Below are 26129 nucleotides of genomic sequence, written 5' to 3'. Positions count from 1 at the left end.
ACACTCTTAATAATATGAGAATGACATTAAGCACGCATTCAGTTCGCTGCATTAAAAAGAAATGATTCAAGGGCATTTGCCATTCAATACGTATTGAAGACAACCGCAATACATAATTTTAAACTAGAATTGCTGACAGGAGCGACTGAAATTGTCACAGTAATACATGAGTAGTTAACAGGAGGTCTAAATCACCAACAGGAAGTCTAAATCATTAACAGGAGCATCAAATACTCGTGATTTGATGCTCCTGTTCAATATTAGTGCTTCCTGTTCAATGTACGGTTCTTCCTGTACGTGATTTAATAGTCATGTAGTTTTTTAGCTTTTCGAGACTTGAGATGAGAACACACTTTACTGACCAGGCACGGATACTTTCTGAAAAAGACCTGGATTAATACACTTTAAGTAGTCGTAGGATGACCTTATTGATCAGAAGGACGAACTATTTCATATATTTTGTAATTGTCGTAAAGCCCTTTGGCGGGTACCATCACTCGAATGGCTGTTTGACCGCCTTTTAGGTATCCACCCTCCATGTCATCGATATACTCAAAGCTAAGTTGACCATCGATGTACCAGCTGATTGTATTTTCATACTTTACAATCTTCAAATGGTGTGGCTGCATCTTATTTAGCAGTGTAAAGTCTTTACCTTTAATCGTTAAGTGACGACCTGGGCATTTGCGCATGTTTGAGCTTCCTCTGCCAGGGGCAAAGAACGAAATGCGGTAGTTGTATAAATCACTCTTTGTATATTGAGCAGCTACACCCCACCGTTTTTTCAAATCTTTTTCAAATACTTTTTGACCATTCTTACCAGTGCAACTAAACATGAGCATGTGCAAGGCATTGTCGCTAAGACTCTGAAAATCACATTCGATAATGTAGTTGTCTGGTGTTTTAAACGTATTCCAATACACCAGATGTCCACCCCTAAAAATTCCATCGTAATAATAATCTTTTACAGCATCGCCTATGTCCTGTCGCATGGCTGCTTCTACATAGTGGTAATAATCTTCTCCAAGGCCACTAAACGCTTGGCCCTTCGTCTTAAAAAACTGATTAGCTGCTTCAAAGTATTTCGAATAGAGCAGCAGTTGACCGTTTTGTATGGAAGCTAGCCCTGGGCCTTCCATCACCCAATCGTTAAGGCTGTTTGAATTAGAAAAATCGCAGCTGTAAACCAGTTTTGTCTGGTATTGTTGTGCATGACCGCAAAGTGTTAGTACGAACAATGCAAATAGTAGTAGAGTGAAACGTATCATCATTATTTAGAATTTAGTGAGATGAAAAAGCCGAATTGCATACTCGCAAGTCGGCTTTTTCATCTTCTCTTGGGCCAGGTTATTGTTTTCTTAATGGTAAATCAATGCTTTTGCCATCTTTACAATAGAAACTTAATTGAGTTACACCATTGGCATAACTGTACGACACAAGTTCATAGCTGTAAGCAGCAGGCTTCCAATGGCCATTCAGCTTAATATTGACAATGCTTCCCTGTGACCATTCATGCACAATATCGCTTGGCATAACCGACATGTTGTGGTTCCATTTTTTAAGCTTTAAATCGGGGTTAGCCACAGTTAATACTGCATTATGATTGTTCTGCTTTACATAGACCATTAATGGCGTATCAACGCTAACAATAATACCTTTGTTTAGAGGTGCATCGGCATTAAATATAGCATAGCCTGTTGCCTTGCTATTAATGTGCTTTACAATGTGGGCCGATGCATCTTTCTGCAATACCTTATAGCCTTTATCATTGTGCCTTGATATTGCCTTATCCATATCGTCATTCATTAATACCAAGTACTCGTAGCCCTTACCTTGTGGTTTTAGACCATGATTAAACCAAGCTTTAACATGAGGTGTGGTAATGGGTACATATTTCCCGCCACCAATTTTTTGTAATGATTGCTGTTCATTTTGCTCCAATACAACATTGTACTTTTGAGGTATAATGTAATGAATGCCCTGCACATCGGTTAGTACGCCACCTTTAAGGTTTTGCTTTAGATCTAAGGAGTTAGCAATTGCTTGTCCATTTAAATAAGTTGCTTTATTCTGTATGCCATGCTCGCCGATATTGGTTTGAAACAAGGTTGTAATAGTGGTATACTCATCGTCAATATTACTTATATCTGAGCCTAAGCATACAATTTCATCATCGAAAAAGAAATAAGATTTACGAGCTCTGAAACTGTTGTCAAAAAGGTGTTTGTCTGGCGATGGATGAACATCATCGCGAAGCTCCATGGCAAATAAACCATTATTCCCTTGTGCCGATAAACCACGTGCAAAAGTTGTTTCAGTGAAACTACGGTGAAAACCTTCTTTGTATTTCTCGCTTGGCTTGTTTTTAAAGTATACTTTGTCGATGGGTAAAGCCTTGGTAGTGGCACCTGGCAAATAAGCCCAGTGGAAACCGCTGTTTTGCTCCATGCCTGCACCTTTCATACCCGATAAAGGAGATGACTTAAATAAAAACATGGCGCCATGGCTGAGGTATCGCCCCAGGTTATTTTCACCCTTACTACCCGTTTCGTAATCCCATACATATTTATCATAGCCTTTAACAGTGGCTAACCAGTTATCGTGACGATGAACCGATAAACTTGAGTAGGGAAGACTATAATTACCATTGTTAGGTAGCTGAGTTTCATCTCCCATTTGGCTATTTAATCCCACCATAAGATTAATTGTGCCGTAGGTGCCCGAATAAGTTAAAGCCGGTGTTAGGATGCCTTTTACATTTTCTTGCGGACTAATGGAATATAAATAGTTGAAAACAGCTGCCATGTGCTGGTCTTCAATGTTTTTGTCATTTAGGCTCATAAAGGCATAAGCCGGCAACATAAAGCGGTCGATACCCGTATTTTTATATGGAAAACGGCCACCAACACCCATGTGTAAATCTAGGCCGTGAGCAATTTCATACTGGCGTATCAATGTTTTTTTAATCAGCTCTTTTGTATCTGCTGATAAAGCAAAATCAGTGTTATTCAACAACCAGCTTACCATGGCCATGGTGTTAACAGCTGATACCCCATAAGCATTAAGATAGGTTCCACGATGATGGAAAATAGAGTAATCGGGTTTCACGGTGTCTGAATAGCCAGGAGCAAAGGCAGCTACATAATCCATGTAAACTTTAAACTCGTTCAACATTTGTGCTTTTTGTTGGCCATTGGGCATTAGCAATACCGTTATAAGCTTAGCTAAAGCACCGCCTCTCACCATATCCGTATTTTCCCCTTTCGATTTATCACAATCAATAATGTTACCAATGCGAGTGTGCCATGCCAAACATTCTTGGTGTTGTTGCAGCATTTCTTGCGGTAGATCGTTACGCATTAAAAATAGCGAAACTGCGTAGGCATTGAGTCTTATAATGTGGTCAACGGTTCCTAAAGCACTACCAGCCTGCCATCCCTGGTCGGCAAAGTAGTTATACAAATTCACAAGTTTCTCCTTTGACTCAATGGTTTTGTTCATGCGGTAATCCAAGGCAAGTGGGAAAAGTGTGCTCTGCATTACTGTTTGAAAATTTTGCCCATTAGAGGTGCCATGCTCATCGCGACAGGTAAACAAAGGGATACCATTGACAATGCCATTTTTGCTGTGTAGCTGAAGGGTGTTATAAGCCGAATTGGCTTTTTTAGTTTGGCGTGCTGATTCTTTTTTTAGATCGATGGCATGATTGCGCCATTCGGTATCGTCGCCACCAATTATCATGTATTCCAAACGTTCTTCAATGGCTTGTGATAGGTCAACGGATGAAGTTTGTGAGGAACTGGTATTTAAAAACTGCTCGTACTCTTTATAAGGGGCTAATATCTCATAGCTGTCTGATCGTACATTAGCTTTTGCATTAACAAACACGTGGTCGGAATGACGTTTATAAGATATAAACTCCAATAGCTGAAAGTGGTCGATATAAAGCTGTCCTTGGGATGCTCCAGCTTGGGGTTGCGCAATAATGCTGGTCATGCTATCGCTTCCGATGTAGTCACTCACCTTGGCATCTTCGTTAAACTGTACCCATACAGCTCGCCATCCTGTAAAATTTAAGTTGATCGCGAAACGGTATTTGGGGTTTTCTTTGGCCGACTTTACATCACTACCCACCTGAAATAACATTTGACCTTTTGCGGCCTCTTGCTGATAGATCCACATTTTGATACCACCGTAGTAATCTTCTTTGTAAAAGGCGGGCTCGTAATTTTCGGGCTGACCACCAACATTCTTACTGGCTGCCTTTTTTAATCCTTTTAATTGGTCAATACTTAATACATCGCCTTTTTTCCAAGTCCACAATAGGGAGTGCCGCCCTTGTTTCTGATGCAGGTCAGATACCTGTAGCTTTCCTTTTTTTGTTGACCAATTGCTGTATTCAGCGGCTTGTTCAAAGCCAATTTTATGGATAACAATGTCTTCCTTGATTTTTATTTTCCCTTTTTCAATAGCTTTTGTTGTAAAGCTTACAAAAAGCAGTAATAATGTAATGGATAGTAATTTATTCATAATTATTAATTAAAATCTTAGTTAGCTGTGTGTTTTAAAATTTTGGTGCGAAACACTTTACCGGCATTTACACATTCTAAAATATATATGCCATCATTTAAGTTACCGATATCAAACGATGAGGTGTTGGTTGCGTAAATCAGTTGCCTTCCTTCAATGCTGTATAAGATAGCTTTTTCAGCCATTGAAAAATTTAGCTTGTTACTAGTAGGATTTGGCCATACCCGATGCTGTTCATCAGCATTTGGAAACGTAGAATTTACCGAATCCATTTTTAATATAAAATCGTATGTTTTGGCATCATGCGTTTCTACCTCTATAACAGTTGATGTAGCATTTTTTGATATGATTCGAACGTTAGTGGGGAATTCATCAGCCGACCATGCTCCATTTATTTTAAGCTCTAGTGTTTGTGATTGAAAAGGGCCAAACAGATCATCAAACTTTTTTATATCTCCAATATCATTTAGTTTTCTGCGGTTAAAATCGGGGTTGCATAAGCTTATGATCTTTGTATCAGTAGCTTCATCTGTTACCATTAACATTGCCGGCAATGACGAGCTGTTAATAAAATCATCGTTGGTTATTTGATTAGGCTCAAACAGGGCATAACCAGTTTGCTTTTGTTCGGTATGTTTAACAATGTGAGCACTGTTATTGTGCTGAATAATTTCGTAAGTAGGATTGTTTATAAAGCTATTTAGTTGTGATTGTGTTGTTTTCATAAAAATAGCGTACTCGTAATTATTTTTATTATCGTGTTTGAACCATGCTGTTAAAACATCACCATTACTTTCTTGCCGGCGCATTGTTTCTGAATCATTATTGTTGTAGGTAATGTTCAAATTACTATCGTCAGGAATGTAAAAGCCTTTACCCTGATCATCAATAATTGTGGCTGCACCATTTATTGGTAAATATGAGTAATCAAGTTCATTAACTTCTTCTCCGTTTATCGCGTGATTATAGTTTGATGATGAGATAACGTTTTGCAGCAATGTTGACTCTAACTTTTGAGGCTGCATAGCTGAGATATTAGATCCGAGGCACACCATCATATCTGGTTGAAAGAAAAAGATGGATTTTTTAAAACTCAATGAAGTGCTGTAATGAACATCTTGATATTCCATTGCCCATACACCTGCTTTATTTTGTTGTTGAACGCCTCCTACAAATGTGTTAGGCGTAAATACACGCTGTAGACTGGTTTTTAATCCATCTAACCCTAAATTAACACTTGTGGTTCCAGGTACTCGGCACCAGTCCCATCCATTATTGTAGTCATGACCACTATAAACCATCGACGGGTGCGGGCTTGTATTATTTATTGTTTCCATTTGACCATAACCATCGTACCTGCCGTATGTATTTTCATTACTACCACTTTCAAAATCCCAAACATAAGCACTGGTTCCTTTAATTGACACATACCAATCGTTGCCTCTGAAAACCGCCATGGCAGCATAAGGCTTCATCCAAAGACCTTGAGGATTTTCGGCTTTTGTTTGTCCGATTTCAACAATGTCAAGTATGGCTTCAATTTCGCCTGGTGTGTTAAAGTACGATATGTTTAAGCTTGCACTGTTTATAATTTCGTTTATTGGTTGATGCTGTGGTTGCCAGTATCTCATGGTTATTGAGGCTAGCTCTTCATCAATTACGCCATTTTGCATGCATTGCGCCATATAGGCAAAAGCAGTGACCATTCGTGCTGCTTTGTCAAGTCCGCTTATTCGGCCTGAAATACCTTTAGGAACATCGTAAAAACCAGTGATGTTGCTATAGTTTAATAAGTAGTTTTTTACAGTTTGTTTCGCATCATTATTCGCGTCAAATTCAGTATGACGTAAAAAATATAGCACTTGACTCATCACATGAACTCCGTTGTTTGAGTAGGCATTCATGTATGGTCCACGGTGATGGTAGCCCATACCATCAGCCTTTATACCACCTGTCCAGCCTTCAAAAGGCTGAAGGTTGCCATTTAACCATTGTGTATAATGGTTCATGTATTGTACTTTAGCTGGATCATCGTTTTCCATCATTAAAATATACATTAAACGCATGATGGTGGCTGAACGAAAATCATCAACACTAACTTCGAGTCGGTCATCTAATGGAGCGAAAATAATGTTGAAATACGTAAGCCAATGCAGCGTGTCCATCTCTCTGTCTAGAATGCTAGCTCCATTTTTCCATTCAATGTTTTTTAAATCATCTTTTAATAGATAAACAGAATAGGCCCAGGCTGCAGTTCGTAATTTTTGATGATCGGTTGTTTCCATGGCACTACCCTTAGCCCAGCCTTGATCGTGCATGTAATCCAATAGCAACAGCAGCTTTTCTTTGCTTGACTGATTGTGGTTGATGCGATAATCTAAGGCTAACTGTAAGCAAAGTTTTTCGCCAATGTCTCGGCCAAATTTGGGTCCATGTGATGATTTGTTAGTAAACAATGCAGGTCCAAATATTTGTCCATTTGGAGCTTTATAAATATCAAGTTCGTTAAAACGATTTACACCGCTATTGATATAGCTGTTACGTGCTGCCAGACGCTTTAGCATCTGCTCGTTTGAGGCGTATTTGTTTGTTCCTAATAGCCAGTTTTCAAAACGTGCGTTAATGTCTGAAAATGTTTGTTGCGTTTTATTTGGCACATCGTTGGGAAGCGGCAGGGTAGGATTTGGATACCTTTGTTCGTATATCCAACTTGCCCACTCGTCTTTAACCTCTTCGTCCATCTCTGACTGGTATGGATGTGCATATTGGTAGCTTGGTGATCGTTTGTAACTAATACTCGACTTAAATTCAACAATATCAAAATAGATGCTACTGTTTGATGTTTGTGTTGGACTTATGATTTCCATTTTAACCAATGGAGTGCGACTAGATATTGCAATATCTTCCCAAAAACGAACCCATAGTCCTCGCCAACCAGTGAAATTTATTTTGTAGGTAAATTCACATCGTTTATTATCTGTAGCATCATAAAAGCAAAATTGTATTTCATCGTTAATGTTGACATCACTGTATATCCAAACGTGCATGCCTGCACCTTTTTCATAGCTAACTTCAGACAATTGCTTATCGCTAACGATAATTTTTGAATTAGTTTGCCAATTCCATTTTAAAGAATATTGCCCTTGCTTATACCTTTCATTTGTTATTTCAATTGCACCGCCATCTTCTGTTTGCCAGTTTGAGGGCAATCCATTTTCAAAGGTTTCGCAATTATCAAATGTATCGGTCTCCTCAAAGCTTTGAGCAAAGATGCTATTGGTGATAAATGAAAAAAATAACCCAAAGTAGATATATTGAAGTTTCCACATTGCCTCTGATGTTAACATGATTTGTATCGAATGCAATAATATACACTGCACAACAATTCAGCATCAACAATCATTGAATTGAGTTTTAAAATGGTTGAATTATCTATCTATAAGGTTTAATTGCTGATGACAGAACTTATTTTCACAAGCAATTAATTAGTATTGCTTGTTGTTGACAACAATATTTTTATCAGATATCAACGGAAAGTACATCTTTTGTTTGGGCTGTAGTTTTATTACACTAAAGCAAATAGTTTACCTGTATGTTTCGTACAATATAAAAGCTGATTGTTCAACTTTATGAAGATTACTGTTATTAAAGTAAAGAGAGTTATTTTTTTACCATTTGTATGAAATTAATACCAGTTCCTAGAATTTGGATCTTTTCCCTGACAAACTACGGGCTATATTTTTTTCAACATCCTTTAACCCACGAAAAAACAAAAGCACCTACATTTCTGTAAGTGCTTTTTAAGGGGTGGGCCCACCTGGGCTTGAACCAGGGACCCCCTGATTATGAGGAAGCTTAAAGTGATTTTCATCAAATTTCATCAAATACCATTTGCCTGATATACTGCATTTTACATTTTTAGCATTGACTTAAAGTTGTCATTTTGCTACCTTTGTATGACAATTTGTTGGACCCATGTTGGACCCAAAGTTAAATTCATGATTAGTATTAAACCATACTTAAAAACCAAACAACTTTCTACAGGTAAGTATCCAATTTACCTAAGACTAACTCATAATAGAAAATCAATATTATACCGTACTCCATATTCCGCTTATAAGAACGAATGGGATGGAAAACAAGGTAAATTTACCAGTAAGTCAGGTGACTACCTTGAAAAAAATAAGCTATTACTAAAACTTCAAGAGAGAATCACAAGTATAATTACAAAACTAGAGCAAGAAAAGGGTTACTCCACCATAGAAGAAATTGACAGAAAGTTAAAACTTCAAGCTAATTCTGGCAATAAAAATCTTTTGATGTTTATGCTGGAGATTATTGATGAACAAAAAGTATCAGGTAGAACTGGAAATGCCAGAGTTAATGCAGATACATTGACTTCGCTTAAAAAGTATTGCGGCAAAAAAGAACTTGTTTTCACGATGATCACTCCAGAATTTCTTGAGAAATATGAAGTATGGCTTCGATCCAATGGCGGTACCGATGGCGGCATAGGCGTTAAAATGAGATGTATTCGTGCTGTCTTTAATACAGCAATTAAAAGAGGACAAATCACAGGCAACTTATATCCTTTTAATCTATACAAAGTATCTAAACTGAAATCTACTGGAATAAAAAAAGCATTAAACCTTTCCGATATTCATAAAATTGAGAAGATTGATTTAACACAATACCCGACACTGATTGACACCCGCAACCAATTCATATTTAGCTTTTATACTAGGGGTATGAATTTTGCAGATATGATGACTTTAAAGTGGCAGGATATTTCTAATGATCGGATTTACTATAAACGCGCTAAGACTAAACGTAATTTCCAAATCAAAATTCTTCCTCCAGCAAAAAAAATACTGAATTTTTACAGAAAAAAGAAAAGTGAAACAGGTTATGTATTTCCTATACTACTCGAAGAGAATATGACACCTTCCCACCTTGAAAATAGAAAGAAGAAAACCCTTAAGCGCTATAATAGAAGACTCAAGGAACTAGGTGAAGTTTGTAAAATTAAACAACCATTAACAAGTTATGTAGCAAGACATAGTTACGCCAACTGTTTAAAACAAAAAGGCGTTGCAACTGACATAATTAGCGAATCCATGGGGCATCAAAACATTGCAATTACACAGGCATACCTTAAAGAGTTGGACAATTCTTTAGTTGATGATGCGATGGAAGTATTACTATTTAATTATAGTTAATAATTCCTACACAAACTGCATACTTTGTATGATGTTAAAACATCAATACCAATGTTTTTGTATATCACAAATGCCAAAATGCACGATGTCAATGCGCTAGACCTAATCTCATATGAGCCTGGAAGCTTTTATGTTCTTGATAAAGCTTACATTGATTTCAAGAGGCTTTATCATCTTCATGGGCAGTGAGCATTCTTTGTGACAAGAGCCAAAGATAATATGCGATTCAATCGAATGTATTCCAATCCTGTTGACAAAACAACCGGAGTTAAATATGATCAGATCGGCAAACTGTAATCCTACTACCCAAGCAAGGATTATCAGAAGAACTTCGAAGGATCAAGTATTATGATTGTGAAACGGATAAGGAACTAACCTTCCTTACCAACAACATGGAACTTAAACCCACCGAAGTAGCATATCTGTATAAAAAACGCTGGGAAGTAGAATTGTTTTTTAAGTGGATGAAACAGCACCATAAGATTAAATCCTTTTGGGGAACAAATCTTAATGCTGTAAAAATCCAGATGTATTGTGCGATCATTTCTTACTACCTTGTTGCAATAATTGGTAACAGATTGAAAGTTGACCGCTCAATCTACGAAATTCTACAAAGCCTTAGTATTTCTCTACTAGACAAAGCTCTTGTAAAAGAGGTGCTTACGAAATGTGATTACAAAAATGTCAAAGAACTTAAAAATAAACAATTAATAATCAGTGGGTTTTAAGCGCCCACTAATGATGCATTGTAATTAAGAATAAACCACTTTTAAAATAAGAATGGCTATACTTAGAACACATAAGTAGCTTTCTAATTGAAATGATGAATGTGATTAAATTACATATATGAACATTGAAAGGTTTTTTATATCCATAAATAATATCAACATACCTTCTCATATACTACAACATCACCTCTTCAATTAATTCTTTCAAAACCTGCTCACTACAAGGTAATTCATCTCCATTCATCAACTTAATACTTTTCGCGCTCTTCGAGAAGCCAACTAAATAGATTTTATTAACTATGTAGCTTCGATGACAACGAATAAATTTACCTTCGCACAATTTACTCTCGAATCTCTTAAGAGGTTTACTCACAACAATCTCATCTCCATCATTCAAATTAACTTTACAATAACTTCTTTCGGCGTTGATGTATACAATATCATGAATATCCACTAATCGTACTATTCCTTTAGGTGTCAAAAGACCAAGTTTCTTTTGAAAACATATCTTATCTGGATTCTCACATTCTTTATACATCATTATATATGACGGTTAAAAAAGGGTTAGGCTGGTAGAATCGGGAATTTTATAAACCTAATATGGTTAATATCCAATCAGCACTAAATGGATCTTCTGTAGGATCAATTTCCACTGGGTCCTCTTCATCTGTTTGTATTTGATAATTGGAAGTAGTTATAACACTATTATTGTTTGTTTGAGCTTCAGCACGTAGATTAATACTAGCACTCCCTAATAAGAATAATATGGCGATGATAAAACGCCCAATACGCATTGTTTTCATATGTGTGTCCTTTAAGAATTAAATGGACCACAAAAGAATAGCATACTTCAAGGGAATAAGAAAATGAAGCATGGCAAAAGGCGTGGCAAGTCTTAGCGTACACATATACAACATTATATAGAACCAGCATTATAACATCCCAAGCAATTTAATAGCCGTTTAGGAGCATTAATATTGGCCTTCTTATGCTGACGGACATTACTAATATAATGAGTAACCCAAATATCTTTTTTCTTACCTTTGTTAAATATATTATAACGATTGAGTATTGATGAACTGTACTCTATGGTAGAATGATGGAGCGATGGGAAGAGTAATTTTTATAGTGTACCTTATTTTTATTTGCACATTTTCAGAGTTGATTGCACAAAGAAATGTATCCGCCCAAATTGCGGATATTGAAAGTCAACTATATTATTATCCTGAGCTAGCCGAAAAAAAACTAATTAAACTAAACCAAAAAATCTCTATAGCCCAAAAAAACAAATACAAAAATGAGATTCAACTTTTAGATGCCTTTCTCTTCTACCAAAAAGGAAAACCTGACTCTGCTCTTATCACTATCAAGGAAACACTCACGGAGTTTATTATTAATGATAATTCTGAAGGACAAGCTAAGTGTCACTTAATAATGGCCTGGATATCAGAAGGGGTTGGGTATTGGGAACAAGCCATTGTCAACTACTACAAGTGTATCAACTTCTTAGATGATCGACCATGCATCTATTCCGGAATTGCTAATATTGGTATTGCACGATGTAATGGATATTTAAAAAAAGATTATACCATTACATTAAATAAGGGGGTTAAACAATTAAAAGAATATGGGAGTTACCCTCATCAATTATTTGCCGAGTACTCTTTTTGGTCTATTTTGAAATCAAAAGAATCAGGAACAATTCAGAAGCTTAAAAGCATAGCAGACAACTACATCAAGCTTAATCTAAATAATAAAGCCGCTAATATTTATAGAAGAATTGGTCATCTTTTTCAGCAAAAAGAAGAGTTAGACTCTGCAGAGTATTATGTAGATAAGGCATTATCTGCATTAGACGATGACTTTGTAGGAATAGCTAAGGAACCGGGTATTTTGCAGTTGAAAGGGGCATTACGTTATTTGCAAAACGACATTGAGGGTGCAGAAAATTACCTCTATCTCTCAATTGAATCTTACGATAAATATGGGTTACATGAAAAGAAATATTACCCTTACAAACTACTGTGCCGCATCGATACGATTAACAACAACTACAATCAGGCATTTGAGCATTTAAGTAAGGCTACCAAATATCAAAACCTTTTCACATCCAAGCAGAAGCAACGTCTAGCCCTAGTCCTTGAAATCTCAGCTGAAGTTGATACGTTAAAAGAAGACATTACAACCCTAAAGTGGCAACGTACCACCATCTCCTTAATAGCTATAATTGGTTTCCTTCTATCTACGCTCTTAGTTTATTACCTCATCAATCTATATAAAAAACGCCAAAGAAAGATACGTGCCAAAAACCGAGAGCTTCAAGCCCTTGTTGTTGGTATGAATGAAAAAATTCTCATGCAAAAACGTTTAGGTGTTGAAGTGGAAACCATCCCTAAAAGTAAAGTCACGATAAAAACCATTTCAACTCATTTCGACATTTGCTACCGTGAAACTTATCAAACATTCTTAAGCGATTACCAACAACTATCGAAGGCTGATGCACGGTATGCTTTAATGTTTGCATTGGGTATGTCAACCGATGCCATCTGTCAAATTCAAAGTGTTCAAAAATCGACAGTGCGAAAAGCTAAATTCCGTATTAGAGAGAAGTTGAATCTTGATACTGAAGTTGATTTAGAACAGTTTTTCAAACCATCATTCGAAAGAAGCATGGCGCTTTATCAGTGCTAATACCCCTCGCGTTCCTTCCACTAACGATGATTTGCAATCAGTGCGTACTTTACTTTTTACTCCGTAACACTTCAATTGTGCTATTTGTTTTCCGTATAACCCTTTTCCGCCTCCATACATACTACAATAACTTCCAATAAAACATAAGCGAATATTTGACTTAGCATCACGTTACGTTATAGTTAACCAATTCTCAATCATTACAACTAATTGAAGATCTGAAACAATTAGATTAGCAATAAGAGAACCAGGAAGCTCTATGTTTTTTAGAACACATTAAATCTGATTTCAGGAAAAGAACACCAAAATATTTTTTTCTTACTTTTGGATTACACCCATCACTTAGGTCAACTCACAAAAACAGTTATTTTGGAAACACTCATATTCCTGCTCGTCGCGCTTGCATTAGCTTTAATCCTTATCAACTCAAGTGCTAAAGCCAAACATAAAAAAGAACTCTCTTCATTACTCAAGCACCATTCAGCAGAGAAGAATAACCTGCAATCCGAAATTAAGAGCCACGAATCGACCATCACCACTCAAAGCAGACAACTGGATGAATTAAGTAAATACCAGCACATCGTCAACATAGCCGCTTTTGCAGATGGTTTGAAAGATCAAGCAAATAAAGAATACGCAGAGGTCATCACCGAAGTAGAACAAATTAAAAGCATTGCTAGATCCGATGCCAAAGGCATAAGGGAAAAAGCCAATACCATATTGCAAAATGCCAATGAGCAATCAGGCACCATCATCGCCAATGCCAATGCCAGAGCCGAGGAAATTGCCGGTGAAGCACTCGAAGCCAAACGCAACGCCGATCATTACGACAACACCATCAAAGCCATGCGTAATATTATCAAAGGTTATGGTGATGAATATTTAAAGCCTACCCATTCCTTATTGGATGATTTAGCTGAAGAATACGGCCACAAAGAAGCAGGTGTGGAACTGAAGAAAGCACGCGAGCGCTCAAAATTCATGGTAAAGAATGAATCGGCAGCCACATGTAAATACGTTGAAGTACATCGACGTCGTACAGCGGTAAACTTTGTGATGGATGCATTTAACGGAAAAGTAGATTCCATACTGGGACGTGTTAAACATGATAACTTCGGTAAGTTGGAGCAGGAAATAAAAGACGCCTATAGCATAGTTAATAATAATGGTAAGGCATTCCGTGACGCCATCATTACAAAAGAATACCTCGATGCAAGGATAGAAGAATTGCATTGGGTCGTACGGGTCATTGTGTTGCGTGAAGAGGAACGTGAAGAACAAAAGCGAATCAAGGAAGCCATCCGCGAGGAAGAAAGAGCTCGACGGGAATACGAAAAGGCCATCCGTGATGCTGAGAAAGAAGAGAAGATGCTTCAAAAAGCCATGGAGAAAGTACGCAAACAGTTCGAAGATGCCTCAGAGCAGGAAAAGCAGAAGTTCCAGCAACAACTCGACGAACTGCAATCTAAGTACGAAGAAGCTGAACTCAAGAACCAGAGAGCCCTATCCATGGCACAGCAAACCAAGCGTGGCCATGTCTATATCATTTCCAACATAGGCTCCTTCGGTGAAGACGTCTTTAAGATTGGACTGACACGTCGCCTCGAACCCCTTGATAGAGTCAAAGAGCTTGGCGATGCCAGCGTTCCATTCAGCTTCGATGTGCATGCCATGATACACTCTGAAGATGCACCGGCACTAGAAAAAGAGCTGCACAGGACTTTTGTCGATAACCAGATGAACAAGGTCAATGCACGCAAAGAATTCTTCCAAATCAATATCTCATCCATTAAAGCCGAAATCGATAAACAAGGCATCGAAACCAAATGGACCCTCAAAGCGGAAGCTGCTGAGTATCGTGAGAGTCTGGCTATGAAAAGCATAACAGAAGTAAATCCTAACTAAAAAGTGAACCATGACAAGACCGCATTTTTATCTCAACAATACAATTCGTACAGTAGTTAAATTCCCGAAAAGGGGATTCATTCCTCCAAAGGAAGAAGAAGATAGAAGTATTGATCCATTAAAGTATGAAAACAAAAAGCAGACATTCTCAACATGCCTAAATTCATTTAGTGAAGACCTTCGTCAACGACAGGTCAACAGAACAATTGATATTAATGAGCATGTTGATTATGTAAAGATTTATTTTCATGGCGTTTTTACAAAAGATTTAAGAGAAAAGTATGAAGCCATTTATGGCCTAGTAGCAGTTAAATATGAAGAGTTAAATCATACTGTATTATTAGCTATCAATGAGCGGAGTAAATTTGAATTATGGAAAGAACACATTAACACTTTTGCAAATAGAGAAGAAGGTGATATTGAGTTAGATGAGTCTAGTTACCTGCTTGTATATATTAATAACTTTGAGCTATTAAAATCGAGTGATATAATTAAAGGATTTTCAAATCAGAGTGTTCTAATTGAGTTAATTGACAATACTGTTATTTCTAGTTCTATCCACAATATTACAACTAGTTTGTTGCAGTACTTATCTGAGCTAAAAGGAAGAAATTCAGACTTTACTTACTCTTTAGAGGAGAACCATTCATTCATCAGCATTCAAAATGCCCCAGATGATTTAATTTCTTTATTGGCTGCAAATTTTGATAATATATATAAAATACAAAGCCATACCTATAAAGTAAAACCTAGTAGTTTTGGCGTTAGACAAACGATAGCAGGCTTTACTGTTAATGAAAATAAGGCAGCCCCTTTAATTGCGGTAATCGATACAGGTGTGGAACAAAATTCCGTATTAAAAAATACAATAGTTAATTATAACTACGATTTAACAAATAATGGGAATCCATTACCTATTATTGATTCTAATGGCCATGGAACAGGCATCGCTGGTCTAATCGCATTAGGAACAAGCTTCTTTGACAACAACCAGTCTCAATTTACGAGCGATGCGAATATTGTCCCAATAAAAGTAATAGATGATAGTGAAGGTGTTTATAGCCTAATAGAACTTGAAACAATTATTAGAGATGCTGCACAAAACGGGGTGAAACTATTTAATCTATCAATGACATCAACAACAAGTAAGTTGTACAACGAAATTGTCTCCGAGTATGCATTTCTATTAGATAAGCTGGCATATGAATTAGATGTATTATTTTTTTTAGCTGCAGGCAATTTGGGTTATGAAGATATGCAAGAAATGCAACGAGTTAGTGATCCACTTCACACATACCCAAATCACTTTTATAATCCGAATAAAGTAAGTTTTGAACATGAATGTGAATGCTGTAATATAAATTCTCCGGCTGAATCATATAATAACTTAACAATCGGTGCAATTGCTGAGAATTTTAATGTAAATGACTCTGATCTTACCCACTCAAAAGAACTACCTTCTTATTACACTAAAAAATACCATGCGGATTATAGCAAAGTGATTAACGGGTATCATATATCTAAATCACTTATCAATAAAAATATCCATAAGCCTGATGTGGTTTTTGCTGGTGGAGATGCTATCTTAAATTCAGCTGGAATGGAAGTTTTAACAACGCGTTCTGGCTTATTAAGTGAAAGAAGTTACGGCACTAGCAATTCTGCTCCGCTAGTTACCAACATTGCCGCTAAGATAAAAAAAGGATACCCTAATATTAACACACAATCTATCAAAGCGCTAATCATTAATTCCGCATCTCTGAATTACAATTCGGAATTCCTTAGTCCAATAATTAATGAGTTAAAACTTAAGTATTCAATTGATAATTTTAGAAAAACATCGTTGAATACCCTGACAAATAAGCAAAAAGCTCTTTTATCAAAGCTCTATAATAAAGATAGATTGCTAAAGTTTCTCACTGGACACGGTGTTCCAAATGAAGAATATGCCTTATCGTCTAACGATAATTGCGTCACATTGGTTATTGAAAACACCATTAAATTAAATAGCCATAAAGGGCTGGTAATTACTCTTCCAAAATTCTTGGAAGAACTATCTAAGCGACCTAGAAAGAACACACTCAGGATTACTGCAACTTTATGTTATAGTTTCATGCCTATTTTCAATAATGCTTTAGCGTATTGTCCTTTACACATTAGTTTTGCATTGTTCAAGCCATTAAATAATGATCTAGAAACAAGTATTGATATTCTGGCGGGTTATACAACGCATGAAAAAGCTAATGATCCAGATAAAAAAGCGTTATGGGAGTATGCGAAACAAGTTAGAGAGTACAAGAATAGTGTAACCTGGTCTGAGGACTATTATCCACTTGAGAAAAAACCATCCTCTAATAGTCAGAAAATTGATTTCTCCGTTAGCTCTCCACATATTATTGATAAAGGCAATAAGTTAAACCTATTAGTCCGTTGTGATTGTAAAAAGAATATAGACCCCTCTATTTTAGAAAGATTAAAAAGGGAAGAGCATAAGTATTCTATCGTACTCCGGATTGAAGAACAGGAAGTTGATGGTATGTTATCGAATCAACTCTACGACGAAATTCAATTAGTCAACGAACTATCAGCATTAAACGCAATCGACCTAGAAGCAGAATTAGAGTAAAAACCGCTTCAGGTTGTTCTATTAAAGCTATTATCAAACCTGCAAATCATTCTTCCCTTTGCTCATAGGGGCAAAGGGAAGTACCATAAGCGAGAATGGAGATAGGTTTCATAAGCGATCATACTTCCAGCTGTATACCACTTTGCTGCAGCTATTCTTTTTTTACGCGTTACCTTTTGACTGTCGTAGTTCAACGTTCACACTAGCCATATACTCTGCAACGTAGCTTGCCACTTTGTTGCACCTAAAATCGCAACCAGCGGACAACGTTCAACTCAAATCTCAAATTACATTTTGGCAATTGATAATTGTCCAATTTAAAAAGCATTAGCTTCTGCTACTTTCTCTCGCTTCAACAACTCCTTAAGAATAGCCGTATCAATAAAGAAAGAATCCGATGAGGTCGCATCATTATTGAACAAAGTACGTTTAATAGCACTTAAGATACATTTCTGCACAAGGTAATACGACATACCTTGAGACAAAGCAACAACCTCGTTTAGCTCCTTTTTTGTTCTAAAAGTAAATTGAGTTTTTGAGGAGGTCTTCTCAATCAACTCTTGTATCTGCTTTTTAGTCGGCAAATCAAGATTAACTTTCAAATCAAAGCGTCGTAGCAAAGCATCATCCAACATCTGCATCTGGTTGGTAGCAGCTATTATCAAGCTATTCTGTGGTAAGTAATCAAACAGCTGAAGAATCGTATTAACCACACGTTTCATCTCACCATGATCCTGACTGTAGTCGCGCACCTTACCCAATGAGTCAAACTCATCCAAAAAGATAATACAATCCTCATGTGTAGCACGTTTAAAAAGCTTCGCCAGGTTCTTACTCGTTTCACCTAGCTTCGACGATACAATAGCACCAAGATTGACCACATACATCATCTTATCCAGCTCACCAGCCAGTACGTAGGAAGCCAAAGTCTTTCCACATCCCGATGGCCCATGAAATAACAACTTATTTGATACGGGTAAGTCAAACTTATTCAAGACCTCAATACCATGATGCTCTTTCACAAAATATTCTAAGTCCGTTCGTATTTCTGATGAACATACAAGATTATCAAAAGTATAATCCGAAGTAAGCTTCTCAATGATCAACTCATTAATCTCACGATCATCTTCCTTGATAAAGTACTTAGCACTACCAGTCTTGGTAAGACCTTTCGTATGCTGAGAACGCAAGCCCTCCTTTAAGATAGACTGCAACTGCAAAGCAAAATTCGTCTTCTTCGTCTTACGCGAATAGGCAATGAGTTCATTCAGCACCTTTAAAAGATGCTCCTGATCATTCTCTAGTCCATACTTAGCTATTTCTTTTATGTAATCAAATTGGCTCATATAACTCTGTAAACTTACATAAAAATATAACTCATAGCTATGCGCTTTGTTTATTTGGAATCTATTAAGCCAACTTTCTATGAATTAAATTTATCTATCATGCTGCGTATCAAATGTCATTTCTCCATTAGATTGTATTTCAAAAACAATATTTCCTTTCCACCTTGTTGACCAAACATTATCACAATAGTTTCTGTATTTATTTGATGCATCTGTTGATGGTTTCTTGCCAACGGAAACAATAGTAAACTCTGGGTTCATTTGTTTAACTGCCTTTTGATGGTAACCACTATCTCTACCATGATGTGAAGCCTTTAATATTGTAACATCTTTTATTAGGTTACTATAGTTTTCCAATATATAATCCCAAGAATCTTTCTCTGCATCACCTCCTAATACTATCTTTTTACCACCATATTCAATTAAAAGCACATAACTCAAGTTGTTAGTGTTAGAATTACTCAACAAATTGGTATCTGGGGCCAATATTGTTATCTTGTCCTCTCTCCAGAAATTATTTGATTCTGCTGATTTTGGCCCAATAGTGCGAATGCCATCTAAATCTTTTTGTTTCGTATCTCTATGTTTCTTATAGAATTTCCAATCCTCTTTTTGTGTATCTGATAATTTTGATTCTTCCTGTGTTTGGTTATTCTTTGAGATCCATAAGACCTTCATCCCTTTAGCTTCATTTAATTCTTTCAATCCTGTCATATGATCCATATGCGGATGTGTTGAGATGAATCTAAAAACACCATTTATATGATTTTCAGTCAGGTAGTTAATCGGATTCTGCAACTCTATCTTGTATTCTGCTTTTACTAGCAGCTCCTCATTTGAATACCCTCGCAACGAGTGATAAGCCCTATCAACATCATCAAGAAGACTTATAGCTTCATCAAGCAATTCTGCGTAAGAAGTCTCATCCATATCTTCTGTCATATTTATATCAATAACAGCAACACGCCCGCTATCCTTAAACTCAACAATTATGCAATCTCCGTGTCCTACATTTAAAAAATGAATCCGTATCATAATCTGATATTACTTTTCAATTAAAATTAAAGTGTTTCTATGCTCTCCAATAATCTCTCTGCATATCCATATGCTGGTATTTTTATCCAGGAACTAGTAATAACGAATAGCCAAATGCACATCAGAAGTAACAAAGCTATTTCAGAAATCCAGAAGCTTGATGAAAACATATTAAAACAAAGGAATCCTACATTTAATCCTGCAAATACATAATTAATTAGTAAAGCAATTGAGATAAAAATTAAACTAATTGTTTTTAATCCCCATAAATTCCGTCGAAAACCATAACTCATGTTCTCTTTAAATAATAATGCATACTTCTTTGTATCTCTAGTTTGAGAAATCAAAAACTTCGTCCATGATTGATAAATTTCAGAAAGATTGACTAGAGATGTATTCTCAAAATCCACATCCTCTTTCTCTATTGGATCAAACTTTAAAAGCTTATTATGATATTTTCTTTTGGTGATATCATCAATTGTATTATCTCTGAAATGCAATAACTGTATAGTGGGCATCCCCCCCCAACCTTGCCACAACTTATTTTCTTTTTTTTTACCCTTGTCTCTTCCAATATTTGACATCATATACACTAAAGCAGAGGACACACCTAATGTTGTTAAGATCTGAAAATATTCTTCATATTTAATTGAATATGTTATACCAAGTATAACTATGGGCAACAAGAATATAACCACCGGGTAAATCCTTGCATGTAACGAATATTTATCCATTAATCTATTTTTCTTATGGATTTATAAAAGTTTTAATAGCTCAAAATATGAGATTTCATATTTTGAGCTTTAAACGTAATCTTTGTTGCTATTTCTAACGCTTTTTAAAGTGAGTAACTACACTTACATTAGATTTGCATAAACTTTTCTAACAGAATTTCCTTATCTGAAATGATCTCCAACTTAGGTCTCCCGTATGTAGAATAATCAATCAAGATATGTCCTCTTGATGTTTTTACTTGGTTACATTGGGAATCACGAGTACTCAAATTATTATTTCCAAGACAGTAATCCGAACTACTGTATCTAGTATCCACGGTACGGTTATCATCGTCACCTGATGATTTTTCAGAAACAATATTTAGTCGGTTTGTTTTTTTATTCCGCATGTTATCAAATAGAACTGTGCTAAATGATGACTTTAGTCCATGATGTGGAGTAATCAAAAAGTCAACACCACCAGCTAATTTGTTTTTTAGATAGTAGTTTCTATCTATTAGCTCTTTCATACCCATTTTTTGAATATCGCCAGGCATGAAAATTCTTTGATGATTAATCAATAAGAAAACTGCAATACTAATATTATTACAATAACTTTCTCCACTAAGCTCATCAGACCCGTCCACATCTTTTGCTGGCAAATAATAAATAAATTCATTTTGATCATGAGTTGCTCTTAAGGGAGGCTGCCGACCTACAAGCATTTCCTTTAAAATGTCAATGTTTGGATTTTCATCAAACAGATCCCAGTTTACCTTGTGGTTATCGTCCATACCATCATTATCATTTGGGCAGGTAAGTAGTTCTGGGAAAAAGGCATCCCTAAAATCACTTATAGCAGAAATGTGGTCATTATGAGGGTGACTAATTAGTAATTGGTCAATATAATACTTTGAACTATCAGTTGTACTTTTTGTATAGCGCTGTCTCTCATACAGAGGAAGTAAAAAATCAGTTATTGGATTATAATCCTTTGATTTTCCTATATCAACTAGTAGCTTCTTTCCTGAGAACTCAGAATAGACGGATAAAGCACCGCCGACATTGAAGATGACTTGTTTCATTATTAATATATCAGTTAGTAAAAGTAGTTACCAAGTTAGGTTTAGTGTCCACTCGCTGGCGCTGATTTGCAATCAGTGACTCCGCTAGCTTCAAATTACCTATTGCCAATTCATTGCTGGGGCATTTTATTAATCCCCCTTCTTATGCTTATGCGGCTTCAATGATGGCGTATTGCCCGGTGTTTCTTTATTATCTCTCTGTCGCCTATCTGGTTTTCCGGTAGATTTAGCTTTTCTTTTTGGTCCTGGCTTAATTCCCATAGTCCTATCTTTTAATTAACGTTAATTTTTAAAGTTAATTTCTCTCTTATTCCTAGATTTCTACAAGCTCCGCTAACTTAGATGCAATATCTTTCATTGAATCCTCTAAAGTGCTTAAACCACTTCTTGAGCCAAGCAATGGACTGACTTCACGTAGTTCTTCATATGTTGTATCGTGTAAGATGGGGATAAGTAAATCACGTGATAGGAGTGCCGAAAGTTCTTTATCAGCAATACCTTCTCCTTTTATTCGCTTCAAAAATGAAGGAGTCACCAATACAATACCAATTCTTGATTTAGCCAATCCTTTATCGATTTCACGAAGCAAGGATGAGCCAAGCAAAACATCCTTTTCGCTAAACCAAACCAAAACACTGTTCGACTCAAGTAAATCGTGTAACTCCTTAGCGGCTCCTTTTCGGTCATCCCATGCATGGCAAAGGAAAACATCTCGGAGGTCAGGTATTGATGAGCGTTTCTCTACATTTTCGCGAACTGGTGTAAGCGTTCGAATCTCAGCAGGTGTATATAGTACTATCGATCCAGCCTTGGACCAACTTGCTCTACTACTTCTAGTTTGTCCACTTCCAAAGTTACGACTGCTAGTATTATTACTTAATGATGAATAAGGTGAAGTGTACGAGTTATAGCCACGATAGCGACTGCCACAAGCAGGGCAGGCAGCTGCTGCACTCGCTGTTCGATGCCCTCTTGAAGGTGCTGTACATCTTGCCATAGTTTGAATATTTTAAATGAATTAATTTTTAGATAAAAAAAAACTGAATAAGTCTAATTTCCCTCGTCTCCCTTCGCTGGCGCTGATTTGCAATCAGTGCCGATCATCTCCCTATCTTAAACCACACGTCTCACTCTGGTTAGCAGGTACAAGCTCAGTTCCAAAAACAAGTTCAATTGCATTACCCATGCGATTATGTGCATGGCAAAAAGGAACAATATACCAACTGGTGTCATTCCCCATCGTTTTTTTAACATGAGCGCCAACAGCTGCTGTACTAGAGCAACCAGCAGCTCGGCATTGATTAGCCATCTGTCCACTGTAATTATGCCAATGTCTCAGCCAACTGCCACATCTACAACTATATTTAGGTTTACTTGTACCATTAAGATTACTCACTTTCATTTGGGTAGTTTTATATTTTTGCTAACCATAAAACTAACGTCCAAATGCTAATTCCCATAGCCACATTTTGGCAATTTCGCCCAAACCCAATTCATCCTCGCCCGACACCCAAATGCACTTTCCGCAAGCAGTTAGATTTCTTCCAATGCCCTGCACTTAAAATCGTTTGATTGTAATAGCCCTAAAAACACCGCAACAGAGGCAAAGAGAAAGGAAATTAGCTCAGGACAAACTCATAACCAACACTCTACCATATTGGTCATCATTAATAAACATTAAAAATCAAAACATTGCAATAATTACTATTGCAAACCATCAGCATACAAATAACATAGGAATTAAGTATATTCATCACTCCATGACGAAACCGAAAAGGCATGAGGCTTTGTCATATTAAGTAGTCTAAAAACTATAAATCATCATGCCTGGTAGGAAGTAACCCACTTCCATTAATAACCTTAAACTAAACTCACATGTCAACAACAGGTGAAAAACCAGGAAAAGGGACATATACTTGCAAGAAGTGTGGTCAAACAGTTGTGTTAGATGATAACACAGACACCTTGCCTCCATGTCCTAAATGTGGTCATACAGAATATAGACCATAACTGTAATTTGCGGCCACCATACCGCCTAGCACTGGGAGGGTGTTCATGCACTCTCCTTTGTCACATTACTTTTATTTCAAATCTTTCTGCCCTTCCTTTTTTGATTATCTAGTCTCCTATATCTTTTTTTTCCTACTTTCCTCTCTGAATTCCTGTACATCAACAACTCCCTCATAAAATGATTACTGAAATTTTCAAGTACATTGCTCTTCTTTAAGTTCTCCTCAGGTCGTTTTTCAAATTCGTGAGCAGCTATCCTTTCAGTCAACCATTGCAGATAATTTTGCATTTCTTTTTTAATAATCCTCAATTGCTTAGAATTATATGAGGATTTCAACTTTCTGAATTCTTCACTTGAATCATAATCAAGTGGTTTTAATACTACTTTGGGTTCATCTTTATTTGGTGATATAATTGATTGTCTGGTATCAATTAATCCTTCTGCGATGTTGGTATATTGAGCTTTAAGTTGGCTAACGATTTCTTTTATGACTTTTCCATAATCATTTTGAGTCAGTTTAAAGTCCTTAAGCCGGACAAAGTAACGCTTCAATTCATACTCAACATTTAATACCATTTTCTCTTTTGGTGCATAAACATTGTAATGGCCATTTTTTGAGGATTGAAAAAGTACGAATCCATTTTTATACATAACATTATTGATTGTGTTAAGATCATAAAAGCGGTATTGCTTATTTACGGCTTGAAGAAAAGTTTTTAGTTTTTCCTTTAAAAGCATTTTCTGACGCTCTTCAACTGAAGTACTCGGGCGATGAAGAACTTGCAGGTTTGGTGGTTCAATGAAGTCAGTTATTGGGATGGGGTGACGTAATGTCTGTCCTGTTTTATCATTAACTTTTATATAGTCTATTTTCCTTCCTTCGTCAAGTTGTAAATTAAAAGCCTTTAGAATATCCAAGTATTGCTGTTTGTTCTTAAGGTTGGAGGCATTCATTAATCTAAAAACAGACTGAATACTGTCCTTTAGTTCTTTACCTGTTCCTGTCAGAATCAAATTAACTGTTTTTCTTTTTGACACCTGCTTTTGCAAATCGTATTTTTCTTCCAGCTTAGTGATAAATTGTTGGGTTTTGCGCTTCTCATTGCTATCCTTAACTTTCTTAAAGTTCTGTGCATCAATTCGTGTTGAAACTATATGTAAATGCGTCCGGTCAATATCCTTATGCTTGTATACAAAGAATGGTTGATGGGTGTAACCTAGATGATCCATGAAGTTTTGAATCTCAACTCTTAACCCAGCTTCTCCCAGGCGCTCCATATCTTCCGGCGTTGGGTTGACCGAGATATGCAAGCACTTGTTTTTGGCACGATGATTTCGCTCCTCAATGCGCTCCAAAACTCTTTGCCGATAATCACTTGAAAAAATGGATGCATTAATACCATCGTAGGTTTGGCTCATAAATAAAGTGGCTAGCTCCTGGCCAACCTTTTCTTCATTATAATTCAGAGCGGCTTTTGTGTTCGTTGCTTGGTGGATTACAATAACCATTTTAGATTTTTGTCAAATGTTTTTCAAGGAGTAGATAGCACTTATTTAATTCTTCCTGAACCTGGTTTAAAACTACAGTATCGTGCTGTTCGAGCATATAGTTATTATTGGCATTTAAGCGTTTGGCTATTTGATTCACATTATTACCTAACCGATTGAGTTCCCTGGCCAGTTGGTTGAACACTTTTTGAAATTCGAGCTCGATGACAATGCGTTTGGTTAATCGTTTTCTGAAAATACGATGACGGACAAAATGGCTGATGGTTTCGAACCCTTCTTCCAAAGCCATCGTTTCTGTTTCGAAATGTTCTGTTGGTGTCAGACGAACTTTTACCTGCCGTACCCTCAACTCACTTTTTCTTTTTTTCGACCTCATCTTTTCTTATTTGAATTGTTGTTTTCGTTCTTTCCTCGAAGAGCAGGCCAGACGTTTTTGGGGACCAAAGACACATCTGGCATTTACTTCGTATCAGCTATTTTTCTATTGGTTTTATTAGTTAAGAGTAATATTGCTGCGCCTCATCTTTTAAATACACTATTGCTTTTTTACATGCGTAAGCCACTCTTCTAAAAAGGTCTTGGTTTCAGCAAAAGGAAGCGGAATAAAATGGTCTCTCGCGGGGTGGCAACTTGATGGGCATTACCGTTTTGACAAACAAAACTTATGTACTTTTATTAGCTAATGAGTTTTTGATATTAAATATCCAATAAAGCAGTAAAAAAGCACATGT

At 36.5% G+C, this 26129-nt stretch carries 20 protein-coding genes; 6 read left to right on the top strand and 14 right to left on the bottom strand.

Annotated features, from left to right (window positions below):
* Positions 1–425: 425 nt before the first annotated feature.
* From FNN09_RS13695 to FNN09_RS13685, 3 genes are all read right to left on the bottom strand, one after another.
* Positions 426–1271 carry a DUF1961 family protein gene (locus FNN09_RS13695; RefSeq protein ID WP_143302939.1) on the bottom strand — a complete coding sequence of 282 codons (846 nt, stop codon included), beginning with the start codon at positions 1269–1271 and terminating at the stop codon, positions 426–428.
* 76 nt (positions 1272–1347) lie between these two features.
* Positions 1348–4530 (bottom strand): chondroitinase family polysaccharide lyase, encoded by a 3183-nt coding sequence (locus FNN09_RS13690; protein WP_143302938.1) that lies wholly within the window; start codon positions 4528–4530, stop codon positions 1348–1350.
* A 17-nt stretch (positions 4531–4547) separates the two neighbouring features.
* Positions 4548–7859, bottom strand: a complete 3312-nt coding sequence (locus FNN09_RS13685; RefSeq protein WP_185969004.1) for a chondroitinase family polysaccharide lyase — start codon at positions 7857–7859, stop codon at positions 4548–4550.
* A 669-nt stretch (positions 7860–8528) separates the two neighbouring features.
* On the opposite strand from FNN09_RS13685, the gene FNN09_RS13680 reads away from it, so the two are divergent.
* The gene (locus FNN09_RS13680; protein ID WP_185969003.1) at positions 8529–9749 is read left to right on the top strand and encodes a site-specific integrase; all 1221 of its coding nucleotides are present in this window, start codon (positions 8529–8531) and stop codon (positions 9747–9749) included.
* Positions 9750–10045: 296 nt separating this feature from the next.
* A complete protein-coding gene (locus FNN09_RS13675) occupies positions 10046–10477 on the top strand; it encodes a transposase (protein WP_366520170.1) in 432 nt (143 codons plus the stop codon).
* A gap of 175 nt (positions 10478–10652) precedes the next feature.
* Here the strand turns inward: FNN09_RS13675 and FNN09_RS13670 are convergent, their stop codons facing one another.
* Together FNN09_RS13670 and FNN09_RS13665 are read right to left on the bottom strand one after the other, a co-directional pair.
* Positions 10653–11018, bottom strand: coding sequence for a LytTR family DNA-binding domain-containing protein (locus tag FNN09_RS13670; protein ID WP_143302934.1), 366 nt, complete (start codon positions 11016–11018; stop codon positions 10653–10655).
* Between the two features lie 46 nt (positions 11019–11064).
* Positions 11065–11280: a hypothetical protein gene (locus FNN09_RS13665; RefSeq protein WP_143302933.1), complete on the bottom strand. Its 216-nt coding sequence runs from the start codon at positions 11278–11280 to the stop codon at positions 11065–11067.
* Between the two features lie 304 nt (positions 11281–11584).
* Here FNN09_RS13665 and FNN09_RS13660 point away from each other — a divergent pair, with 304 nt between their 5' ends.
* From FNN09_RS13660 to FNN09_RS13650, 3 genes are all read left to right on the top strand, one after another.
* Positions 11585–13168: a hypothetical protein gene (locus tag FNN09_RS13660; protein ID WP_143302932.1), complete on the top strand. Its 1584-nt coding sequence runs from the start codon at positions 11585–11587 to the stop codon at positions 13166–13168.
* Between the two features lie 369 nt (positions 13169–13537).
* Positions 13538–15073, top strand: a complete 1536-nt coding sequence (locus FNN09_RS13655; protein WP_221932501.1) for a DUF4041 domain-containing protein — start codon at positions 13538–13540, stop codon at positions 15071–15073.
* 10 nt (positions 15074–15083) lie between these two features.
* Positions 15084–17699, top strand: a complete 2616-nt coding sequence (locus FNN09_RS13650) for a S8 family peptidase (protein ID WP_143302931.1) — start codon at positions 15084–15086, stop codon at positions 17697–17699.
* Positions 17700–18016: 317 nt separating this feature from the next.
* Here FNN09_RS13650 and FNN09_RS13645 read toward each other — a convergent pair whose 3' ends face one another.
* The 7 genes from FNN09_RS13645 to FNN09_RS21475 all read right to left on the bottom strand — a co-directional run bounded on the left by FNN09_RS13645 (position 18017) and on the right by FNN09_RS21475 (position 23436).
* Complete coding sequence (locus FNN09_RS13645) at positions 18017–19045, bottom strand: AAA family ATPase (protein WP_143302930.1); 1029 nt, start codon at positions 19043–19045, stop codon at positions 18017–18019.
* Between the two features lie 90 nt (positions 19046–19135).
* A complete protein-coding gene (locus tag FNN09_RS13640; RefSeq protein ID WP_143302929.1) occupies positions 19136–20080 on the bottom strand; it encodes a ComEC/Rec2 family competence protein in 945 nt (314 codons plus the stop codon).
* 26 nt (positions 20081–20106) lie between these two features.
* Positions 20107–20814 carry a hypothetical protein gene (locus FNN09_RS13635; RefSeq protein WP_143302928.1) on the bottom strand — a complete coding sequence of 236 codons (708 nt, stop codon included), beginning with the start codon at positions 20812–20814 and terminating at the stop codon, positions 20107–20109.
* A gap of 128 nt (positions 20815–20942) precedes the next feature.
* The gene (locus FNN09_RS13630) at positions 20943–21878 is read right to left on the bottom strand and encodes an MBL fold metallo-hydrolase (protein ID WP_143302927.1); all 936 of its coding nucleotides are present in this window, start codon (positions 21876–21878) and stop codon (positions 20943–20945) included.
* 313 nt (positions 21879–22191) lie between these two features.
* Entirely contained in the window at positions 22192–22875 is a 684-nt protein-coding gene (locus tag FNN09_RS13625; protein WP_143302926.1) for a toll/interleukin-1 receptor domain-containing protein, read from the bottom strand.
* Between the two features lie 111 nt (positions 22876–22986).
* Positions 22987–23280, bottom strand: a complete 294-nt coding sequence (locus FNN09_RS13620) for a hypothetical protein (protein WP_143302925.1) — start codon at positions 23278–23280, stop codon at positions 22987–22989.
* 33 nt (positions 23281–23313) lie between these two features.
* Complete coding sequence (locus FNN09_RS21475) at positions 23314–23436, bottom strand: hypothetical protein (RefSeq protein WP_255434119.1); 123 nt, start codon at positions 23434–23436, stop codon at positions 23314–23316.
* Positions 23437–23753: 317 nt separating this feature from the next.
* Between FNN09_RS21475 and FNN09_RS13615 the strand changes: the two genes are divergently transcribed.
* Positions 23754–23888 (top strand): hypothetical protein, encoded by a 135-nt coding sequence (locus FNN09_RS13615; RefSeq protein WP_143302924.1) that lies wholly within the window; start codon positions 23754–23756, stop codon positions 23886–23888.
* Positions 23889–23964: 76 nt separating this feature from the next.
* On the opposite strand, the gene FNN09_RS13610 is transcribed toward FNN09_RS13615, so the two are convergent.
* Both FNN09_RS13610 and FNN09_RS13605 read right to left on the bottom strand, forming a co-directional pair.
* Entirely contained in the window at positions 23965–25398 is a 1434-nt protein-coding gene (locus FNN09_RS13610) for a relaxase/mobilization nuclease domain-containing protein (RefSeq protein ID WP_143302923.1), read from the bottom strand.
* Position 25399: 1 nt separating this feature from the next.
* Entirely contained in the window at positions 25400–25774 is a 375-nt protein-coding gene (locus FNN09_RS13605; protein WP_143302922.1) for a plasmid mobilization relaxosome protein MobC, read from the bottom strand.
* Positions 25775–26129: the final 355 nt, after the last annotated feature.

The sequence above is a fragment of the Carboxylicivirga sp. M1479 genome, from assembly GCF_007097485.1.
In the GTDB taxonomy this organism is placed as follows: domain Bacteria; phylum Bacteroidota; class Bacteroidia; order Bacteroidales; family Marinilabiliaceae; genus Carboxylicivirga.
Note: the sequence above shows the minus strand (reverse complement) of the source record. Positions and strands in the feature narration are given on the sequence as shown.

What these genes read in the sequence shown, in the direction of transcription:
- FNN09_RS13615 (WP_143302924.1), top strand. Translation starts at nt 23,754, where the DNA reads ATGTCAACAACAGGTGAAAAACCAGGAAAAGGGACATATACTTGCAAG.
- FNN09_RS13640 (WP_143302929.1), bottom strand. Translation starts at nt 20,080, where the DNA reads ATGATACGGATTCATTTTTTAAATGTAGGACACGGAGATTGCATAATT.
- FNN09_RS13650 (WP_143302931.1), top strand. Translation starts at nt 15,084, where the DNA reads ATGACAAGACCGCATTTTTATCTCAACAATACAATTCGTACAGTAGTT.
- FNN09_RS13645 (WP_143302930.1), bottom strand. Translation starts at nt 19,045, where the DNA reads ATGAGCCAATTTGATTACATAAAAGAAATAGCTAAGTATGGACTAGAG.
- FNN09_RS13690 (WP_143302938.1), bottom strand. Translation starts at nt 4,530, where the DNA reads ATGAATAAATTACTATCCATTACATTATTACTGCTTTTTGTAAGCTTT.
- FNN09_RS13625 (WP_143302926.1), bottom strand. Translation starts at nt 22,875, where the DNA reads ATGGCAAGATGTACAGCACCTTCAAGAGGGCATCGAACAGCGAGTGCA.
- FNN09_RS13620 (WP_143302925.1), bottom strand. Translation starts at nt 23,280, where the DNA reads ATGAAAGTGAGTAATCTTAATGGTACAAGTAAACCTAAATATAGTTGT.
- FNN09_RS13680 (WP_185969003.1), top strand. Translation starts at nt 8,529, where the DNA reads ATGATTAGTATTAAACCATACTTAAAAACCAAACAACTTTCTACAGGT.
- FNN09_RS13660 (WP_143302932.1), top strand. Translation starts at nt 11,585, where the DNA reads ATGGGAAGAGTAATTTTTATAGTGTACCTTATTTTTATTTGCACATTT.
- FNN09_RS13635 (WP_143302928.1), bottom strand. Translation starts at nt 20,814, where the DNA reads ATGGATAAATATTCGTTACATGCAAGGATTTACCCGGTGGTTATATTC.
- FNN09_RS13685 (WP_185969004.1), bottom strand. Translation starts at nt 7,859, where the DNA reads ATGTGGAAACTTCAATATATCTACTTTGGGTTATTTTTTTCATTTATC.
- FNN09_RS13665 (WP_143302933.1), bottom strand. Translation starts at nt 11,280, where the DNA reads ATGAAAACAATGCGTATTGGGCGTTTTATCATCGCCATATTATTCTTA.
- FNN09_RS13605 (WP_143302922.1), bottom strand. Translation starts at nt 25,774, where the DNA reads ATGAGGTCGAAAAAAAGAAAAAGTGAGTTGAGGGTACGGCAGGTAAAA.
- FNN09_RS13670 (WP_143302934.1), bottom strand. Translation starts at nt 11,018, where the DNA reads ATGATGTATAAAGAATGTGAGAATCCAGATAAGATATGTTTTCAAAAG.
- FNN09_RS13695 (WP_143302939.1), bottom strand. Translation starts at nt 1,271, where the DNA reads ATGATGATACGTTTCACTCTACTACTATTTGCATTGTTCGTACTAACA.
- FNN09_RS13610 (WP_143302923.1), bottom strand. Translation starts at nt 25,398, where the DNA reads ATGGTTATTGTAATCCACCAAGCAACGAACACAAAAGCCGCTCTGAAT.
- FNN09_RS13630 (WP_143302927.1), bottom strand. Translation starts at nt 21,878, where the DNA reads ATGAAACAAGTCATCTTCAATGTCGGCGGTGCTTTATCCGTCTATTCT.